Consider the following 17,512-nt stretch of genomic DNA (forward strand, 5'->3'; position numbering starts at 1 on the left):
GTCAAGCCTTGCCCCCAAGGGATAGGCGCTCTACTCTGGTCGTTCAACCTGCGGAAGACTCATGCCCGCCCGTTTTGCACACCTCCATCTGCACAGCGAATTTTCGCTAGTCGATTCGACCCTTCGCATTAAGGAAATGGTCGCGGCCTGTGCTGCGCGTAATTTGCCGACGGTAGCGCTTACCGATCAAAATAATTTATTTGCGCTGGTGAAATTTTGGAAGGCGGCGGAAGGTGCGGGCATCAAGCCCATTGCCGGGGCCGATGTACTTGTTGCCGAAGGCAACGAACCGGCCAGCCGTTTAACCCTGCTTTGCCGCAATTACGATGGTTATTTGAGGTTATCGCAGCTGCTCACGCTGGCGTGGATGGAAGGCCACCGTAACGACGGCGTGGTGATTCGCCCCAAATGGCTGCGGGAGAGCACGCAGGGGTTGTTTGCCATTGCCGGGCCGCATTCGGCACCGGGGCAGTTGTTTGCGGCAGGCCGCGAGGACCACGCAACGCAAGCGCTGCGCGACTTGCACACAATGTTCGACAACCGGCTCCATCTGGAACTTCTGCGCACCCAACGCCCCGGCGAAGAGGCGTGGTTGGGTTATGCGTTAAGCGCCGCTGAAACATTAAGCCTGCCCGTGGTGGCCAGCAATGATGTGCGCTTCAAAGACCCTTCTGGCTTTTCCGCGCACGAAGCACGCGTGTGCATTGCCACAGGCCGCGTGCTGGATGACCCCAAGCGCCCACACGACTACAGCGAGCAGCAATACTTAAAATCTGCCGATGAAATGGCGGCGCTGTTTGCCGACATTCCCGACGCCATCGACAACACGTTGGCGCTGGCGCAGCGTTGCAACCTGCAGCTTCGGCTTGGCACGTACTTTCTTCCGGCCTTTCCTGTTCCCGATGATGAAACGCTGGATAGTTGGATCCGTAGCCAAGCGCATGCGGGCCTCACGAAGCGTTTAGAAACCCACCCGATCGCCGCAGGCAAGACCCGCGAAGACTATTTCGCGCGCCTTGATATTGAGCTTGGCGTGATTATTCGGATGGGCTTCCCCGGCTACTTCTTGATCGTGGCCGACTTCATCAACTGGGGCAAACAAAACGGCATTCCGGTGGGGCCTGGGCGCGGCTCTGGTGCAGGCTCACTAGTGGCTTGGGCGCTGGGCATCACTGACCTTGATCCGCTGCCCTACGACTTGCTGTTCGAGCGTTTCTTGAACCCCGAGCGCGTGTCGATGCCCGACTTCGACATCGACTTCTGCATGGATCGCCGCGATGAGGTGATCGACTACGTGGCGCGCAAATACGGCCGCGACCGCGTCTCGCAAATCATCACCTACGGCACCATGGCGGCAAAGGCCGTGATCCGTGATACCGGGCGCGTGCTGGGCAACGGCTATGGGTTTGTGGACGGTGTAGCCAAACTCATCCCCATGACCTTGGGTATTGGGTTGGAAGATGCACTGGGCCGCACGGAAAAATCTAAGTCGGACGAGGCGTGGCGCTCGGATGAACTGATTGCGCGCTACGAATCCGAAGAAGACGTGCGTGAGCTGGTTGACCTAGCGCTACAGCTAGAAGACCTTACCCGTAACGCCGGTAAACACGCCGGTGGCGTGGTGATTGCCCCTACTCCGCTGTCTGACTTCTGCCCGCTGTATGCAGAAAACGACGGCACCGGGCGCGGCCAGCATCCGGTAACCCAGTTCGATAAAGACGACGTAGAAGCCGTAGGCCTGGTGAAGTTCGACTTCCTTGGCCTGCGCACGCTCACCATCATCGACTGGGCGGTAAAGGCCATCAACCAACGCCGCACGCGCGAAGGGCAAGCGCCGGTGGATATTGCTGCGCTGCCGCTGGACGATCACCCCACCTACGAGCTGTTTGCACGCGGCGACACGGTGGCGGTGTTCCAGTTTGAATCGTCGGGCATGCGCCGCTTGCTCAAAGACGCCAAGCCCGACCGTTTCGAAGATTTAATCGCGCTAGTGTCGCTGTACCGCCCCGGCCCAATGGACCTGATCCCCGACTTCATTGCGCGTAAACATGGCCGCGCTGAAGTGGTGTACCCGCACGCCCTGCTCGAGCCGGTGCTTAAACCCACTTACGGCGTGGTGGTGTATCAAGAACAGGTGATGCAAACCGCGCAAATTCTTGCCGGTTATTCACTGGGTGGCGCGGACTTATTGCGCCGCGCGATGGGTAAGAAAAAAGCCGAGGAGATGGCCAAGGAGCGCGTCAAATTCGAAGCCGGTGCGCTGGAGCACCACGGCATCGAAGGCAGCGTGTCTGGCCCCATCTTCGACCTATTAGAAAAATTTGCCAGCTACGGGTTTAACAAATCGCACGCCGCCGCCTATGCGCTGGTGTCGTACCAAACGGCGTGGCTAAAAGCACATTATCCGGCCGAATTTATGGCGGCGGTGCTGTCGTCCGATATGGACAACACCGATAAGGTGGTGGGCTTTCTTGAAGAAGTACGGGTACTGAACCTTGCCGTGCTTCCGCCCGACGTCAACGCTTCGCTGTATATGTTTGAAGCAGTGACGCCCAACACATTGCGCTACGGCCTGGGCGCGGTGAAAGGCGTGGGTCAAGGCGTGTGTGAGGCGATTGTGGCCGCGCGTGAAGAAGGCGGCGCGTTCCGAGACTTGCTTGATTTTTGTCAACGCGTGTCTGCGGGTGGCATGAATAAACGCACCTTGGAGGCGCTGATCCACGCCGGTGCGCTTGATGCGCTGGCCAGTAACCGCGCCTCGCTTATGCAGCAGTTGCCGGAAGCGATGAAGGCCACCGACCAAGCCGCCAAAAACCGTGCGGCGGGTATGTTCGATATGTTTGGCGGTGGTGGCAGCGCAGAGATCCGCATCGAGCTGGTGGAAGTTCCGGAATGGCCGCTGGCACAAAAACTGGCGGGCGAGCGCGAAACACTGGGGCATTACCTCTCGGGCCACCCGATGGACCCCTACCGCGACGATGTCAGCAAACTGGTGGGGCACGATCTTTCCGCCGTTCCCACCATTTGGGAAAACGGCTCGCGTAATAACCGCCCACAGGAAGGCCGCAGCTGGCGCCCGATGGTGCAAACCGTGCTTGCAGGGCAAGTGGTGGGGGTGCGCAAACGCGGCGAATCACAGGCATTTGTGCAGCTGGAAGACGGCCGTGGGCGCGTTGAATGTGGTTTTTTCAACGAACAGTGGCAGGAATTTGCTCCTCTGCTCACCCGCGACCAAATTTTGGTGGTGGAAGGCGGCCTGCGCGAAGATGAGTTCAACGGCGGCTATTCCCTGCGCGCAACCCGCTGCTGGGACTTCACCCAGCTATGCAACCAACAGGCTCAGCGCATTTCGATCCGTATCGACCTGCGCGAACCCGAGGCATTTCCCCGCTTCGAAGCCTTACTCAAAGCTCATCAAGGCACTACCCCGGTGCTTCTGGAAGTGATCACACATTCAGGTATTGGCCGCCTCACCATCAACGGTGGCCGTGGTCTGCGCGTCGATGCTCAGCTCCCCGGCCTGCTGCGCCGCCTACCCGGTGTTGGCACCGTCAGCATGCAACTGGCGCGCCCATGGGTCAATGGCGGCTAACCCTACCCTTCAGTACGGTTCTCAGACTGCGGTAAACTTAGCCAGATGAATCCTAATTATCTCGACTTCGAGCAGCCCATTGCCGACTTGGAAACCAAAATCCAAGAACTGCGACAGGCCAGCAGCGGCTCTGCACTCAATATCGACAAAGAAGTGAATGCGTTGCAGGAAAAACTGCGCAAGCGCACCGCCACGATCTTCCGCGACCTGACCCCGTGGCAGGTATCGCAGCTGTCGCGCCACCCGCAGCGTCCGTACACGCAGGATTACCTCAAGGTGATCTGCAGCGAATTCCAAGAGCTTGCCGGTGACCGTGCATTTGCCGACGACAACGCCATTGTGGGTGGGCTTGCCCGTATCGACGGCCGCCCGGTAATGGTCATTGGCCACGAAAAAGGCCGCGATACCAAGACCAAGGTGCGCCGCAACTTCGGCATGCCCAAGCCCGAGGGCTATCGTAAAGCGCTGCGCCTGATGAAAATGGCCGAACGCTTTGGTCTGCCCGTGCTCACCTTCATCGACACCCCCGGCGCTTGGCCTGGGATCGACGCCGAAGAGCGCGGCCAGTCGGAAGCGATTGCGCGCAACCTGCTGGAGATGTCTGGTCTGAAAGTGCCGATTATCTGCACCGTGATCGGTGAAGGCGGCAGCGGCGGTGCGCTTGCTATTGGTGTGGGCGATATCACCAATATGCTCGAATACAGCACCTATTCGGTCATTTCACCGGAAGGCTGCGCCTCTATTTTGTGGCGGGATGCGGCCAAGGCCAAAGACGCCGCCGAACAAATGGGCATCACCGCCAAGCGCCTACACAGCCTTGGTTTGGTCGATAAAGTCGTGCGCGAACCCACCGGCGGCGCGCACCGCAACCCGCTGCAAATGGCCAAGCGGCTGAAAGCGGTTCTGCTCAACGAGCTCGACGCATTAGAACAGCTGCCATTGGAGCAACTTCTGCAACGCCGCTACCAGCGTTTGCGCAGCTACGGCGCTTACGACAGCGCCGCCTAAGCCGCACCGCCTACACTAGCGGCATGCACCTGCCTGCCTGCCCGCACCCGGCCCCCGTACTGATTGGTTTCAGCGGGGGGCTTGATTCCACCGTCTTACTGCATTTGCTGGCCCAGCAAGCCAGCTTGCGTGTGCATGGGCTGCGTGCCTTGCACGTGCATCACGGCCTGCACCCCGATGCCAACCACTGGGCCGCGCACTGCGAACAGCTGTGCGCCGCGCTGCGCATTCCATTCCAAATTATTCGCGTCACGGTTCCAGCAAACAGCGGCCTTGGGCTGGAAGCGGCAGCGCGTGAGGCACGCCATGCCGCGTTTACACACGCGCTGCAAGATGGCGAGGTGTTAGCGCTGGCCCACCACCAAGACGATCAGGCCGAAACCTTTCTGCTGCGCGCTCTGCGCGGCGCTGGTTGCGACGGGCTGGCGGCGATGCGGCCGTGGCGTCGCTATGCACAAGGCTGGTTATGGCGGCCTCTGCTGCAACACCCACGCGCCGCACTGCGGGCGTATGCCAACGCGCATGGCTTGCCATGGATCGAAGACCCCAGTAATGCCAGTAGCGACTTTGATCGCAATTTTCTACGCAATATCGTGCTGCCACATTTCGCCGAACGCTGGCCGCAGGCCACGCGCGGCTTGGCGCGCAGCGCTACGTTGTGCGCTGAAGCGTCAGACCTTTTGTTGCAAGAAGATACCGCAGCGCTCGCCCATGTTCAGCGCGCCCCAGACGCACTGGAGATTGCAGCTTTGCAGCCGCTTTCGCCAACACGCCGCAGCCGTGTACTGCGCGCTTGGATCAATGCGCTTGCACTGCCACCACTTCCGCAGCAAGGTGTGCAGCAGATTGAACGCGCCTTACTGCACGCCGAAGAGGACGCGCAGGCCCGCTTTCGTTGGCAAGATGTCTGCGTGCAGCGCTGGCGCGGCCTGCTCTATGTCTATCGCCTCACCCCAGTGCTCCCCGAAGACTGGGCCTGTACGTGGGATGGCGCGCAGCCGCTGCTACTTCCCTCCGGTACCACGCTTTCGCTACACGGCGCGGCGCGATTTGATGCCGCGCTGCGCGTGCATGCGCGCCAAGGTGGAGAGCGCATCCTACTGCCCAAACGCGCACATTCGCATAGCCTTAAGCACGTACTGCAAACCTGCGCCATCCCACCGTGGCAGCGCGAACGCCTACCCTTACTCAGCGCCGCCGACGGCACGCTGCTGGCCGCTGGCGATCAAATTCTCTCCGCGACGCTCACAACTTGGCTAAAAAACCACGGTGCTCACCTTTCTTGGCAGAGCCTGCCGTAAACTTGCTGCATGGCCAAGAAAACTCCCCAAGAAGACGTCTCGCCGGTAGCCGATTTTGAGCAGTCGATGCAATCACTGGAAGACCTTGTTGATCAAATGGAAAGCGGCGATATGAGCTTGGAGCAATCACTCGCCGCTTACGAGCGCGGTGTTGGGCTGTACCGTCGCTGCCAAACCGCACTGGAACAAGCCGAACTGCGCGTGCGCCAGCTAAGCGACCCCGCCAAACCTGAGCAAGCCAGCGACTTTGACGATCTTCATGACAGCACCCCATTCTGACTTTAGCCACTGGCAGGTGCGGGCCGAAGCCGCGCTCGATGCTGCACTCCCCTCCGTTTCCACCGCCCCGCAGCGCCTGCACGCGGCGATGCGCCATGGCGCACTGAACGGCGGTAAGCGCATGCGTCCACTGTTGGTGTATGCCACCGGCAGCGCGCTGGGCGCTCCGCTTGAATCACTCGACGCAGCCGCCACCGCAGTGGAGCTGATGCACTGTTATTCGCTGATCCACGACGACCTTCCAGCCATGGACGACGACGCCCTGCGCCGCGGCCAGCCCACAGTGCATATTGCCTTTGATGAAGCCACGGCCATTCTTGCGGGGGATGCGCTGCAAACACTGGCATTTGAACTACTTGCCACCGGGCCGCAGCCAAACGCGCAGAAAGTCGCCATGCTCACCGAGCTTGCCCGCGCCTCTGGTGTCGCAGGTATGTGCGGCGGGCAGGCCTTGGACATGGATGCAACCGGTCAACAAATTACGCTTGCGCAGCTAGAGCAGCTGCACCGGCTTAAAACCGGCGCGCTACTGCGCTGTGCGGTGCGTCTTGGCGCGCTGGCGGCCCATGCCGCCGCTGAGCAGCAACAAGCGCTCGACCAGTATGCCAATGCGCTTGGGCTGGCGTTTCAAATTAAAGACGACCTACTGGATATTGAAGGCGACGCCGCCACCTTGGGCAAAACTGCGGGCAAAGATGCCGAACAAGATAAGGCCACCTTCCCCGCGTTGATCGGCATTGACGCCAGCCGCGCACGGTTACGCGCACTGGATGATGGAATGCACGCGGCACTGGCTGAGTTGAATGTCGATACTGCAGCGCTTGCGCAGCTCGCTAGGCAGGTCGTTGCACGCAACCATTAGCCCTGTATACAAAAAGCCAGCGGAATGAACGCTGGCTTTTTGCCGTAACCAACACGTGTGTTGATTATTTAATAAAGCGAATCGTAAACGGATAACGGTACGCCGTTCCTTCGTGCGCCTTAATCGACGCGATGATAATGAACACCAGAGCGGCCAGACCAATCAACCCCATGATCGGCGCGATAATAATAAAGCCGATAAACAGAGTCACCACGCCGAGGATGGTCAAAGCCACCATAATCGCCGCGATCATGATGCTGAAATTCAGCGCCTCTTTCGCCTGATCCACCACAAACGGCATTTGATCTTTCTTGATCTGCCAAATAATGAGCGGCCCCACGATGCTGCCAAGACTTCCGGCCCAGCCCGCCGTGATGATCCCACCCACCAAGATAGACAGGTGCGCAAACATCGCCCACATGCGTTCTTCCGAATTTGGCGTGCCTACCGGTGGTGGTGGCGATTGTGTGACGTCATTTAGATCCATGTGTGCACTCCTATAAGTGAAAGGCAACTTCTAACACGAATGCGTAAATTTATACAGATTTTTGTCAGCTTGTGCGCAATAAACCCGACAACGGCGAAAGCCCGATACTCTCTGGAAATACTGACCGCGCAAGCACACTGGCATCTAGGGCAAAGTGGTCACGCAACACCCCTTTGAACATCGCACGCATATCGGTGGTCGCCAAAAGGTCGCGCCCATCATTGAGCTGCGCGCGACCAAGCCCCGGCCAGTCACCAGCAATGCGCCCACCGTTGACCGCACCTCCGGCAAGAAAGGCTGCACCACCGGTACCGTGGTCGGTGCCACCAGTGCCGTTGATTGCGGCTGTGCGCCCAAATTCGGTAACCACTGCCACCACAGTTTTCTGCCAGATCGGCGCAGCGTCTGCGTGAAACACTTGCAGACCCGCATCGAGCTCGGCCAGTTTACGGTTGAGCACGGTGAGCTGGCCGCCGTGGGTATCCCAACCTGTGTCTTCTACAAACCCAATGCGCGGGCCGTTGGGCGCAGCCATAAATTTGGCCGCTGCGGCCATGGCCTGCGGTAATGCAAACGCGGGGGTTTTATCCTTTCCTGCGGCCATCGCTTCCATGCGTGGATCGATTTCGGAAAATGTACTGGCGAGCGTTGTATCGGCCGCATAAAGTTGCTGCAACTGCTGCCAAAGAATCGGATCAAGCCCTTTGGCCAGCGGTGGCGACCACGTAGTAACGTCACCGGCACCGCGCATGGCCAACGGCATGACAGCCGCCAGCGCCAGCCCGTTACTACCCGGCATAGCCGCCACACAGCGATTCAGCCAACCGCTATTACCACTACTGCCGCTGCTACCGTTTTCTACACAGTCTTGCGCTTCAAAATGCGAACGCTGACGGTATGGTGGCGCCACAGCGACCACCGGCAACAATTGTTTTTGTGCGAAAAGCTCAGCAGCAAAACCCAGCTTGCCGTGCAAGGCAAAATCCGCATTCAAATGTAGCGCTTCAGGCTGAGATGGTTGATGCACGAAGTCGCCACGCAGCGCGGCAAACGCTGGGTCACCGAGTGGTTGCAGCGCGTGCAGCCCATCTAAACCGCCGCGCAGTAGCACCAACAAAAACCGTGTATCCGATGGAGCCGAAGCGGCCACAGCAAACTTCGGCAACGCCGTGCAGGCCAACGCAGCCGCACCACCGGCTAGGAAATGGCGTCGATCCAGTTTCATGTCATGCCCTCCATTGGAATATCGGGCTTGCCAGCAGCAGCGCCACGCCCTGCTGTACCGATTCTGCGCGCCGCAAAGCCGCCGTCGTCTGCCCATCCACACGCTCGCCTAACGCCGCCGCGGCCAGTCGCAGCGGCGTTAGGCCATCCACCGTCTGCAGGCGATCAGCCAACGTTTGTGCGGCCTGCACGCGCTTAAACAGCGCATCTGGCCCGCCCCAATCGGCGGCAACATCACCAAACCCCGCTGGCGAACGTGGCTGAAACACGGGCTGCCCAAGCTGGGCCTGCAGCCGTAGCGACACCGTCAGTGTTGGCCTATCGTCAAGACCGCAAGCACGCAGTGCCGACATGCAAAAATCATCCGGTGTTTTGAACTTGCACCCTGCATCCGTCCACGCCAACGGATGCTCCAGCATCGTGCGACAGACCTGCGCAATGTCACCGCCTGTGGTTTGCCAAGTGCGCGCCATCTGCGCAACCAAATCGGCCGGAGGTTCGTCGGCAACAAAATGCCGCGCCAATTTCAATGACAGATGATGCGCGGTTGCAGGGTGCACTGCGAAGTCACGCAAAATAGCCACACCCTGCGCTTCGCCTTGCTGCCGGTAGGACTGTCCCAACACATGCCGCACACCCGGCTCGTGTGCAAACCCACGAAAGACAAACCCCTCTTCCGTTGCGTCGTTGGGCCGGGACACGCTCCAGCCTGTAATCGCCTTGGCAAATTCGACGACGTCGTCTTGGCTGTACCCCGCATTCACACCCAGCGTATGCAGTTCCATGATCTCGCGGGCTAAATTTTCATTGAGCCCACGCTGTCGCGCCTTGGGGTTTTTCTCAGCTCGACGCGCCGCACGCTGCGCAAATTTCGAATCACGGCCTATCGACTGCGCATTATCCAAATACAACAACATGCCGGGGTGCCGTTCTACCGCCAGCAAAAGGTCTGCGAAGCGCCCCGTTGCATGCGGGCGAATGGCTTCGCGCTCCATGGGGGCAGCAAACAGCGCGGCAATGCGCTTATCTATCGAAATAGCGAAATGGTTCGACCAAAAGCGCACCAGCCGCTCGCGAAAGCTGACCGCACTGGTAACCGCAACGCCCTGCCGCAGCACGAGTTCGTTTTGTAAGGCCTGGCGTAGCGCATTGCGCCCGCCAACGCGCTTGGGTTCCACATTTGTATCTGCAGCGCCCTCTGCTGCCGCCGTGCGCTCGCGCGCTTGCCGCCGCTGCTGCTGTATCTGCGCATAAAGCCGCAGATACGCCGCACTTGATGGCAGGTCATTAAAAGCCTCAAGCGCGGGTGCTGGTGCTAATTGCATCCGCAGCCAGCCGCGTGGGTCTTGGCCTATGGTTGCAAGTTCGTCTTCGCGTGCGCCTAATCCAAACCGATTCGCCGCTGTTACCGCCTGCTGGGTCACCATGGTGCTGCTCCACAAGGAACAGAGCTACTAACGTCACTGCGCAGCTTTGGTTGACGCGCTTAGCCGTTTCCTGCCACCGTCATTTTGCCGATCAAAATGGAGCCGGTGCGAACGTGTGAACGCAGGTCAATATCGCTGCCTACCGTTTCAATATCGGCAAACATTGCCTTGAGGTTCCCCGCAATGGTGATGCCATCTACCGGATAGGCAATTTCGCCATGTTCAATCCAGAACCCGGCCGCGCCACGCGAGTAGTCGCCGGTGATCATATTCACCCCTTGCCCCATTAGTTCGGTGACCAGCAGGCCGCGCTGCATCGCTTTGATTTGTGAAGCCAGATCACCTGCATTGCTTTTGACCTGAAGGTTATGCACGCCGCCAGCGTTGGCGGTGGTGACAAGCCCAAGCTTGCGCGCCGAATAGCTGCCAAGGATGTAGCGCGAAACGATGCCATCTTCGACCAAGGGCGATTGCCGCGTTGCCACACCTTCGGCGTCGAATGCGGCCGAACGAAAGCCGCGCAGCAGGAAGGGATTTTCTTCAATACCAAACCACGCTGGGAAGACCTGCGTGCCGACGCTATCCAACAGAAAACTGGCGCGTCGATACAGCGCACCGCCCGACACCGCGCCCAGATAGCTGCCAATCAACGAACGCGCCATTTCTGCACTAAACAGCACCGGCACCTGACCGGTGGGAAGCTGACGCGGATTCAGCCGCGCTAGCGTGCGCTGGGCCGCTTTCAGGCCAATGGCGGAAGGGGTTTCAAGGTCTGATTGCGCCAGCGCCACGCTAAACCAGCCGTCGCGCTGCATAGCATCGCCCTCACCCGCGATCAGCGCGCAGCCAGCGCTGTACGAAGTGGCACGTTCCGCACCAAGAAAGCCGTGTGAATTGGCGTACACACTGAGTGAAGCATTGGCATTCATCGAGGCACCATCGGAATTTCCGATCCGTGCGTCTTGCTCACGTCCTGCGGCTTCACAGGCCAGCGCAAAGTCGATGGCGCGGTCGGCGTCAAAGGGCTGCGGGTGCCAGCTATCAAATTCACGCAAAGTGCTGGCCATCAGTGCTGCATCGGCCAAGCCCGCGCAGGGGTCGTTCTCGGTGTGCCGGGCAATGGCACAGGCTTGTGCAACGGTGGCGGCCAAGCTGTCTTCGCGCAGATCGGCGGTGCTGGCACTGCCTTTGCGCTGGCCAAAATAGACCGTGATCCCCACGCTGCGGTCGCGGGTGGCTTCTACCGTTTCCACATCGCCCATGCGCACATTGACGGCAAGCCCGGCATCTTCATTGCAGACCACCTCACACTGGTTAGCCCCTGCTGCGCGCGCCTGCGCAAGCAGATGCTGAGCCACGCTGGAAAGACGCGCCAAGCGCGGCTGGCTATCATCAGACGGGCTGGAAGAAAGTTCAGTTACAGACATGTTCAATGGCTTATCCTGTAGGGATGCGAGGACGTGACGAAGACACCGGAGAGTACTTTAGCCCCAGCCGCAGCGCGCAACGCCGCGCCGCGCTGGATGTATTGGCCTTGGGCGAACAGTTGGTAGAACAAACCGCTGCGCAGCTGGACAAGCTGCCGCTGCCCGAAGATTTGCTGCCGCATATTCGCGAAACGCAAAGGATGACCTCCTACGGCGCGCGTAAGCGGCAGTTGGCCTTTCTGGCCAAGCAAATGCGCAAGCTGGACAACGAAGTGCTGGATGCGATCCGCGATGCATTGGCAAGCGACGGCGAAAACGCGCGCCGCGAAATCGCCGCACTGCACCGCGCTGAAGCACTGCGCGAAGCACTGCTGGGCGAAGATGGCGACGCCGCGTTGACTGCGCTGCTGGCCGACCACCCACAGGCCGACCGACAGAAACTGCGCCAACTGGTGCGCAACAGCCACGATGAGCGTGCGAAGAACAAGCCCCCGCGCGCGTTCCGCGAGCTGTTTAAGCTGCTGCGTGACCTGCTGACGCAACCGGCTGATGCCGATACGGAGCAAGTGGACGACGCGTCGGACGAAGACGAACTGCACGACTAATTCACCCACCCGTTAACCCGCTTGGGTGCCGCCAACGGTAATTTCCGAGATCAGCAGCGAGGGCTGGCCTACGCCTACCGGCACGCTCTGCCCGTCTTTACCGCAGATCCCCACGCCGTCGTCTAGGGCTAAGTCGTGGCCGATCATGCTCACTTTTTGCATGGTTTCTGGGCCATTGCCAATTAAGGTAGCGCCCTTGACTGGCGCGGTGATTTTTCCGTCTTCGATCAAATACGCTTCGGTGGCGGAAAACACGTATTTTCCGCTGGTGATGTCCACCTGACCGCCGCCGAAGTTCACCGCGTATAGGCCCTTTTTCACCGATCGGATCATCTCTTCCGGGTCGTGCGTACCGGCACGCATATAGGTATTGGTCATGCGCGGCATCACCAAATTTGCGAACGACTCGCGCCGCCCATTGCCGGTGGGCGCCATGCCCATCAAACGGGCATTGTGGGTGTCTTGCATATAGCCCACCAGCACACCGTCTTCGATCAATGTGGTGCACTGGCTCGGTGTGCCTTCATCGTCGATATTGAGCGAGCCGCGCCGCCCCTCTAATGTGCCGTCATCGACAATCGTGACGCCCTTCGCAGCCACCTGCTGCCCCAAGCGCCCGGCATAGGTGGAAGTGCCTTTGCGGTTGAAGTCGCCTTCCAACCCATGCCCCACCGCTTCGTGCAGCAGCACGCCCGGCCAGCCGTGGCCCAGCACCACCGGCATCACGCCTGCGGGGGCGTCGATGGCCTGCAAATTGACCAACGCTTGGCGCAGAGCTTCGCGGGCAAATTTTTCCGGCTTGCCGTCGGCGAGTAATTCGGCATACCCATAGCGCCCACCGAAACCGGAGAACCCCGATTCACGGCGGCCGTTTTGTTCCACAATGACTTGGATATTCATCCGCACCAGCGGGCGCACGTCACCGGCCAAGATACCGTCACTACGCGCCACCAAAACAGTATCCACGCCGCCGGTAATGCTCACCATCACTTGCTGTACGCGCGGCTCCAATGTGCGCAGCAGCGCATCCACCTGCCGCAGCGCTTCGACCTTGGCCTCATTGCCCAGCGCATCAATCGGGTCCAGCGCCGGGTACAGGCCGCGCCCAGCCTCGCGCTGCAATGCGTGCGGCGCATGGCTGCGGCCATCACGGGCAATGGCGCGGGCCGACTGCGCGGCACCAATCAGCGCCTGCGCGTCGAGTTCGTCCGAATAGGCAAAACCGGTTTTTTCACCGGAGATTGCGCGCACACCTACACCTTGCTCGATGCTGTGCGAGCCGCTTTTGACGATGCCGTCTTCCATGCTCCACGCTTCGCGGCGTGCATGCTGAAAATAGAGGTCGCCAAAATCAACACCCGGCCCCAGCAGCGCAGAAAACGCGCGATCTAGCGCGGCGCTATCCAGCCCGGTGGGTATCAATAATTTTGATTCAGCTTGCGTCAGTGCATTCATGCCTATTCATCAACCAAAAAAGAAAGAAACTGCGTAGTGATTAAGGTTTGCGCGGCGTGGGGGCGGCAGCATCGCGCTCTATCACTTCAATTTTAGGCTCCACCCAAGGCCCGGTCACTCGATAGGTTTTCGCGCCCAACCCTTGCATGGGTTTATCCAGCACGGCGTTGGCCACTGCGCCTACCGCTGCACCAATTGGGCCGCCTGCCAGCGCGCCTACGGCGGTGAGCAAACCTCCCGATTTAGGCAGCACTTCAACGGTTTGGTCAAAACGCTGATTGCGCAAATCGGTGCTACCACGCAAATGCAATTCTGCAGCGGGGCCGCGCACGATCAAATCGTTGGTCGTGAGCTGAGCATGATTCAGACGCGCACTGCCGCGCACCCGGTCAAACGTAAAACCTTTGCCGAACAAGTCGCTGAAGTCCAGCAACAGGCGGCGACGCAGCTGGGCCACGCCTAGCAGCCCCAGAACACGCCCTGCACCGGGTTCAACTTCCAGCAAGCGGCCGTCTTTTGCATCCACCGCCATGGCCGCCGACACCGTGCGCACATCAAATGCGTCCGGCCCGCCGCGCCAGTTGGCATTGGCATTGAGTTTGCCCTTGCCGCTGGCGACCTGCCCACCAAACCCTACGCCGCTGAGCAATTTGCCGATGTCATCACTTTCGACGTCAAGCTCAAACATGCTGCGCTGGTTCGCGCCCTTCCCCAGCCAACTCCCTGTTGCGGTGACGCGCTGCTTGCCGCCGCGGGTGGTGAACTCTTCCATGCGCAGCCCACCCGCCACCGGAAGGCTGCGGAAACGCGCCGCGCCCATTTCGGTATCACTTAAGCGGAAATCACTCACATCAATTTGCAGTGGCGGAATGCTGGAAGGGTCGAAGCTCGACGCCGTGGCCGCTGCCGGAGCCGTTACTTGCGCAGTATTTTTCTCGTCTGCTGCAGGCACCCAGAACAGGCGATCAAAGCGTGCGGTTACGGCCGCGTTGTCTTGTTCTGGAATCAACAAAGTGCCGTCGATACTTGCACCGTCGATCTGCACGGCTGTACCGCGCAGCGTTGGCGAAAGCACCACTCCTGCATCAGCAAAATCGCCCCCTAACAGACGTAGATGCTTGGCCTTGAGATCAATTTTAAGCAATGGCAGCCCCGCGTCTTTGGATCCAGCCGAAGCAAACTCGATCCAGTCGAGCGCATCTAAGCGATCCACCTGCCCCGCTACCAATAGCCCATGCGCAGGCGATTCACCCGCGCGCGCTCCGCCAAATTGCAGGCGCAGCCCGGTTTTATCGTTCATCGTGCGGCTACGCAGAGAAAGTTGCTGCCCCAAGGTGACTTCTACTTCACCGTTATCAAAGGGCAAGCGCAGATCCACCGCAGTAGGCCACGCCTGTGTTGCAGGTTTTTGCAAAGGTGCAGGCAAATTCAGCGCCGTACCCACAAGATTAGAGCGCAGCCGCAGCGCGCCCGCTGAGCTCGCCTGCGCGGCCCCACGCGGCACCGCCAGTTCAACCGACCACAGGGAGCTGCCACTCATATGCGGCTTGAGCCAGCCGAGGCTACCTGCCTTATCCAGCAAATGGCCGATCTCTGCCTGCATGTGCAACTGCGCTTCAAAGGCCTGCGCGGGGTCACGCACATGCGGGCCAGCACGCAGCGAAAGCTGCCCTGGCAAGCCGTCGCTGCGCACCTGCAGCCCATCGGCTACAAACCCGCCCTGATCAAACTTGGCGCTGCCGCGCACTTGGGTGAAGTCCAGCTTCCAGCGTGTTTCCTGCAGCCGCACACCGTTTAACGTGACGCTGCCATCAATCACTGGCGGCACAGGCTCATCGTGATGCAACGGCAGCCGCATTTTGTATGTCGCCTGTGCAGGCCCAGCCGCGCGCAAGCCGTCTAGGGTTTCGCCATATTCTTGATGCAAATGGCTGGCGCGAAGCAGGCTGAGAAACTGCTTTGCATCGCCTGTTGTCGCCGCATCCACTGTGAGTTCGGCCTCACCAAAACGCGCGATGCCTGCCTGCAGATTCGGAACAATCACACCCGCCAGCTGCGCCCGACCGTTGACGGTAAAGCCATCTGCGATAAAGCTCACATCCGCATCCAAATGATCAGCAGCAGGCCAATCAGGCTGAAACTTAATCGTGCCATTGTCGATGCGCGTTTCGGCGCGGAATACGCCCGCCCCCGCCATTCCCGGCTCGTTGCGGAACGGCCAGTCGTCCAAATCACCAGCCACCACAGCATGTGTATTGCGCAGTGTGCCGCCCTGCAGGGCAGCATCTAACCACTTCACCGTACCTTCTGGCATCAGGTGGTGGATCCAAAACCCATGCGCCACCGATACCGGTGTATCACCAATATCGGCTGCAATATCTAAATGCGGATGGCTGCCATCATTTTGAAAGGTAATCCCGCCGCGCGCGTTTGCATTGATCTCTGCCCCTGCAATCGCAAGCCCAGGCGTACGCACCGCCCAGCCATCGGGTTCATGCCAGAGCACGGCTTCACCGTCCAGAGTGAAGGCATGTGGAACACCAAAACCTGCAGGCCAGTCGAAGGTCACTTGTGCGGTTTTATCAAAGCGCATGCGCAGCCCGCTTTGATCGGCCTCGACCCAGCCGCTCACGCCGCGCATCCCCGGCGCATGGCCTACCGGATCGAAGCGGAAGTCCCCGATGTAGGCACTCGCACGCATACTGCCGCCGCGCTGCCCCACTACATCGACATCCTGTAAGCGCACGTCTGGCGTTGTGGTGCGCAGCCAGTGCCGCAAGCCCACGGGCAGCACATCACTCAGCGTTGCTAACTGCAGCAGCGGCGCAGCATCGAGTTGTTTTGCGCGCAAGCCATAGTGCGCGCCACCTGCCACCATCAAGTCATCCAAAGTTTGCCGCCGGTTACCTGTACCCACCCGCAGGCGCGGCATGTGCAGCGTCCACTGCTGCACGGTACCGGCCCAGCTGGCATCCACCACCAGCTCGCCAAGCGTGTGCGAGGCAAGCGCTTTTCCTTGCAGCGGCGCGCCGCGCAGCTGCACGTCAAGCAGCCCAGCATCAACACGAATGCCCACGATTCGATGCGCATCCAATTTAGCCCAGCCGCGCAAACGGCCACGCCCACTAAGTAACGAAACCCCACCCACACGAAAGGTTCCCGCCAGCTCGCTGAGGTCGGCTTGCCTGCTGCCTGCATACACGCGGCCGTTGCCGGTGCTGCGATCCAGATCAATCGCCGCTTCTACCGGAGTACCGGTGCCGCGCAGCCATGCGCGCGCGCCTGCGCGCAGCCGTGAACCATTTACTTTGAGCCGCAGATCGATACGCGGCACGCGCAGATCAAGACCAAGCTCAGGCGCAAACACACGCAGTTTGGCTTGGACAATCTGCAGTTCACCTAGGTGTTCCAGCGCCTGCAGCGGATCACCCTCATCCTGCTGCCCCGGCAGGCCACGCACCCGCCACTGCCCGTTGGCTTGGCGCTGCAGGGTTAAATCTAAACCGCGCAGGCGTAGCTCGGTCATCGAGCGACTTGGCAACAGGCCGATAAAAGGTGATACCACTAATTCGGCATCACCAATACGAAGCGGATCTGCCGGCTCACCCACACGCAGGTTTTTCAGCTCCAGCAGCGGCCCCAACCGTGTCCAACGGGTGTGTACGGCATCAAAGCGTACCGGCCGCTGCGCACGCGCACTTAGCCATTGTTGAATCTGTTGTGGGTGGCGATCAATTTCGGGTAATAGCTGGCGCGCCGCGATACTCAGCCCGGCCACAAGCACCAATAGCAGCACCAGCGTGTACCACGTTCCACGCTTAAATAGATGCCAGTGGCGTCTCATG

12 protein-coding genes are annotated in these 17,512 nt (G+C 60.0%); 6 read left to right on the forward strand and 6 right to left on the reverse strand.

Annotation, left to right across the window (positions count from 1 at the left end):
* Positions 1–61 precede the first annotated feature (61 nt).
* The 5 genes from dnaE to ispA are packed head-to-tail and all read left to right on the forward strand — an operon-like array spanning position 62 to position 7,042.
* Complete coding sequence (dnaE, locus tag KUL77_RS00495; protein WP_297142120.1) at positions 62–3,592, forward strand: DNA polymerase III subunit alpha; 3,531 nt, start codon at positions 62–64, stop codon at positions 3,590–3,592.
* A gap of 45 nt (positions 3,593–3,637) precedes the next feature.
* A complete protein-coding gene (locus KUL77_RS00500) occupies positions 3,638–4,600 on the forward strand; it encodes an acetyl-CoA carboxylase carboxyltransferase subunit alpha (RefSeq protein ID WP_297142123.1) in 963 nt (320 codons plus the stop codon).
* Positions 4,601–4,623: 23 nt separating this feature from the next.
* Positions 4,624–5,901, forward strand: a complete 1,278-nt coding sequence (tilS, locus tag KUL77_RS00505) for a tRNA lysidine(34) synthetase TilS (protein ID WP_297142126.1) — start codon at positions 4,624–4,626, stop codon at positions 5,899–5,901.
* 9 nt (positions 5,902–5,910) lie between these two features.
* Positions 5,911–6,180: an exodeoxyribonuclease VII small subunit gene (locus tag KUL77_RS00510; protein WP_297142129.1), complete on the forward strand. Its 270-nt coding sequence runs from the start codon at positions 5,911–5,913 to the stop codon at positions 6,178–6,180.
* A complete protein-coding gene (gene ispA, locus KUL77_RS00515) occupies positions 6,161–7,042 on the forward strand; it encodes a (2E,6E)-farnesyl diphosphate synthase (RefSeq protein WP_297142133.1) in 882 nt (293 codons plus the stop codon). The genes KUL77_RS00510 and ispA overlap by 20 nt, the downstream gene beginning before the upstream one ends.
* Before the next feature lie 64 nt (positions 7,043–7,106).
* Here the strand turns inward: ispA and KUL77_RS00520 are convergent, their stop codons facing one another.
* The 4 genes from KUL77_RS00520 to pmbA all read right to left on the reverse strand — a co-directional run bounded on the left by KUL77_RS00520 (position 7,107) and on the right by pmbA (position 11,607).
* Complete coding sequence (locus tag KUL77_RS00520; RefSeq protein ID WP_297142135.1) at positions 7,107–7,529, reverse strand: DUF4870 domain-containing protein; 423 nt, start codon at positions 7,527–7,529, stop codon at positions 7,107–7,109.
* Between the two features lie 64 nt (positions 7,530–7,593).
* The gene (locus tag KUL77_RS00525) at positions 7,594–8,754 is read right to left on the reverse strand and encodes a DUF1501 domain-containing protein (protein WP_297142137.1); all 1,161 of its coding nucleotides are present in this window, start codon (positions 8,752–8,754) and stop codon (positions 7,594–7,596) included.
* 1 nt (position 8,755) lies between these two features.
* Positions 8,756–10,180: a DUF1800 domain-containing protein gene (locus KUL77_RS00530; RefSeq protein ID WP_297142139.1), complete on the reverse strand. Its 1,425-nt coding sequence runs from the start codon at positions 10,178–10,180 to the stop codon at positions 8,756–8,758.
* A gap of 59 nt (positions 10,181–10,239) precedes the next feature.
* Positions 10,240–11,607: a metalloprotease PmbA gene (pmbA, locus tag KUL77_RS00535; protein WP_297142142.1), complete on the reverse strand. Its 1,368-nt coding sequence runs from the start codon at positions 11,605–11,607 to the stop codon at positions 10,240–10,242.
* Between the two features lie 23 nt (positions 11,608–11,630).
* Here pmbA and yjgA point away from each other — a divergent pair, with 23 nt between their 5' ends.
* Entirely contained in the window at positions 11,631–12,212 is a 582-nt protein-coding gene (gene yjgA, locus KUL77_RS00540) for a ribosome biogenesis factor YjgA (protein WP_297142145.1), read from the forward strand.
* A gap of 12 nt (positions 12,213–12,224) precedes the next feature.
* On the opposite strand, the gene tldD is transcribed toward yjgA, so the two are convergent.
* Both tldD and KUL77_RS00550 read right to left on the reverse strand, forming a co-directional pair.
* Positions 12,225–13,673, reverse strand: a complete 1,449-nt coding sequence (gene tldD / locus KUL77_RS00545) for a metalloprotease TldD (protein ID WP_297142215.1) — start codon at positions 13,671–13,673, stop codon at positions 12,225–12,227.
* A gap of 34 nt (positions 13,674–13,707) precedes the next feature.
* The gene (locus KUL77_RS00550; protein WP_297142148.1) at positions 13,708–17,511 is read right to left on the reverse strand and encodes a YhdP family protein; all 3,804 of its coding nucleotides are present in this window, start codon (positions 17,509–17,511) and stop codon (positions 13,708–13,710) included.
* Position 17,512 lies beyond the last annotated feature (1 nt).

Origin of the sequence: Thermomonas sp., from assembly GCF_019104945.1 — a bacterium.
Taxonomy (GTDB): Bacteria; Pseudomonadota; Gammaproteobacteria; order Xanthomonadales; family Xanthomonadaceae; genus Thermomonas.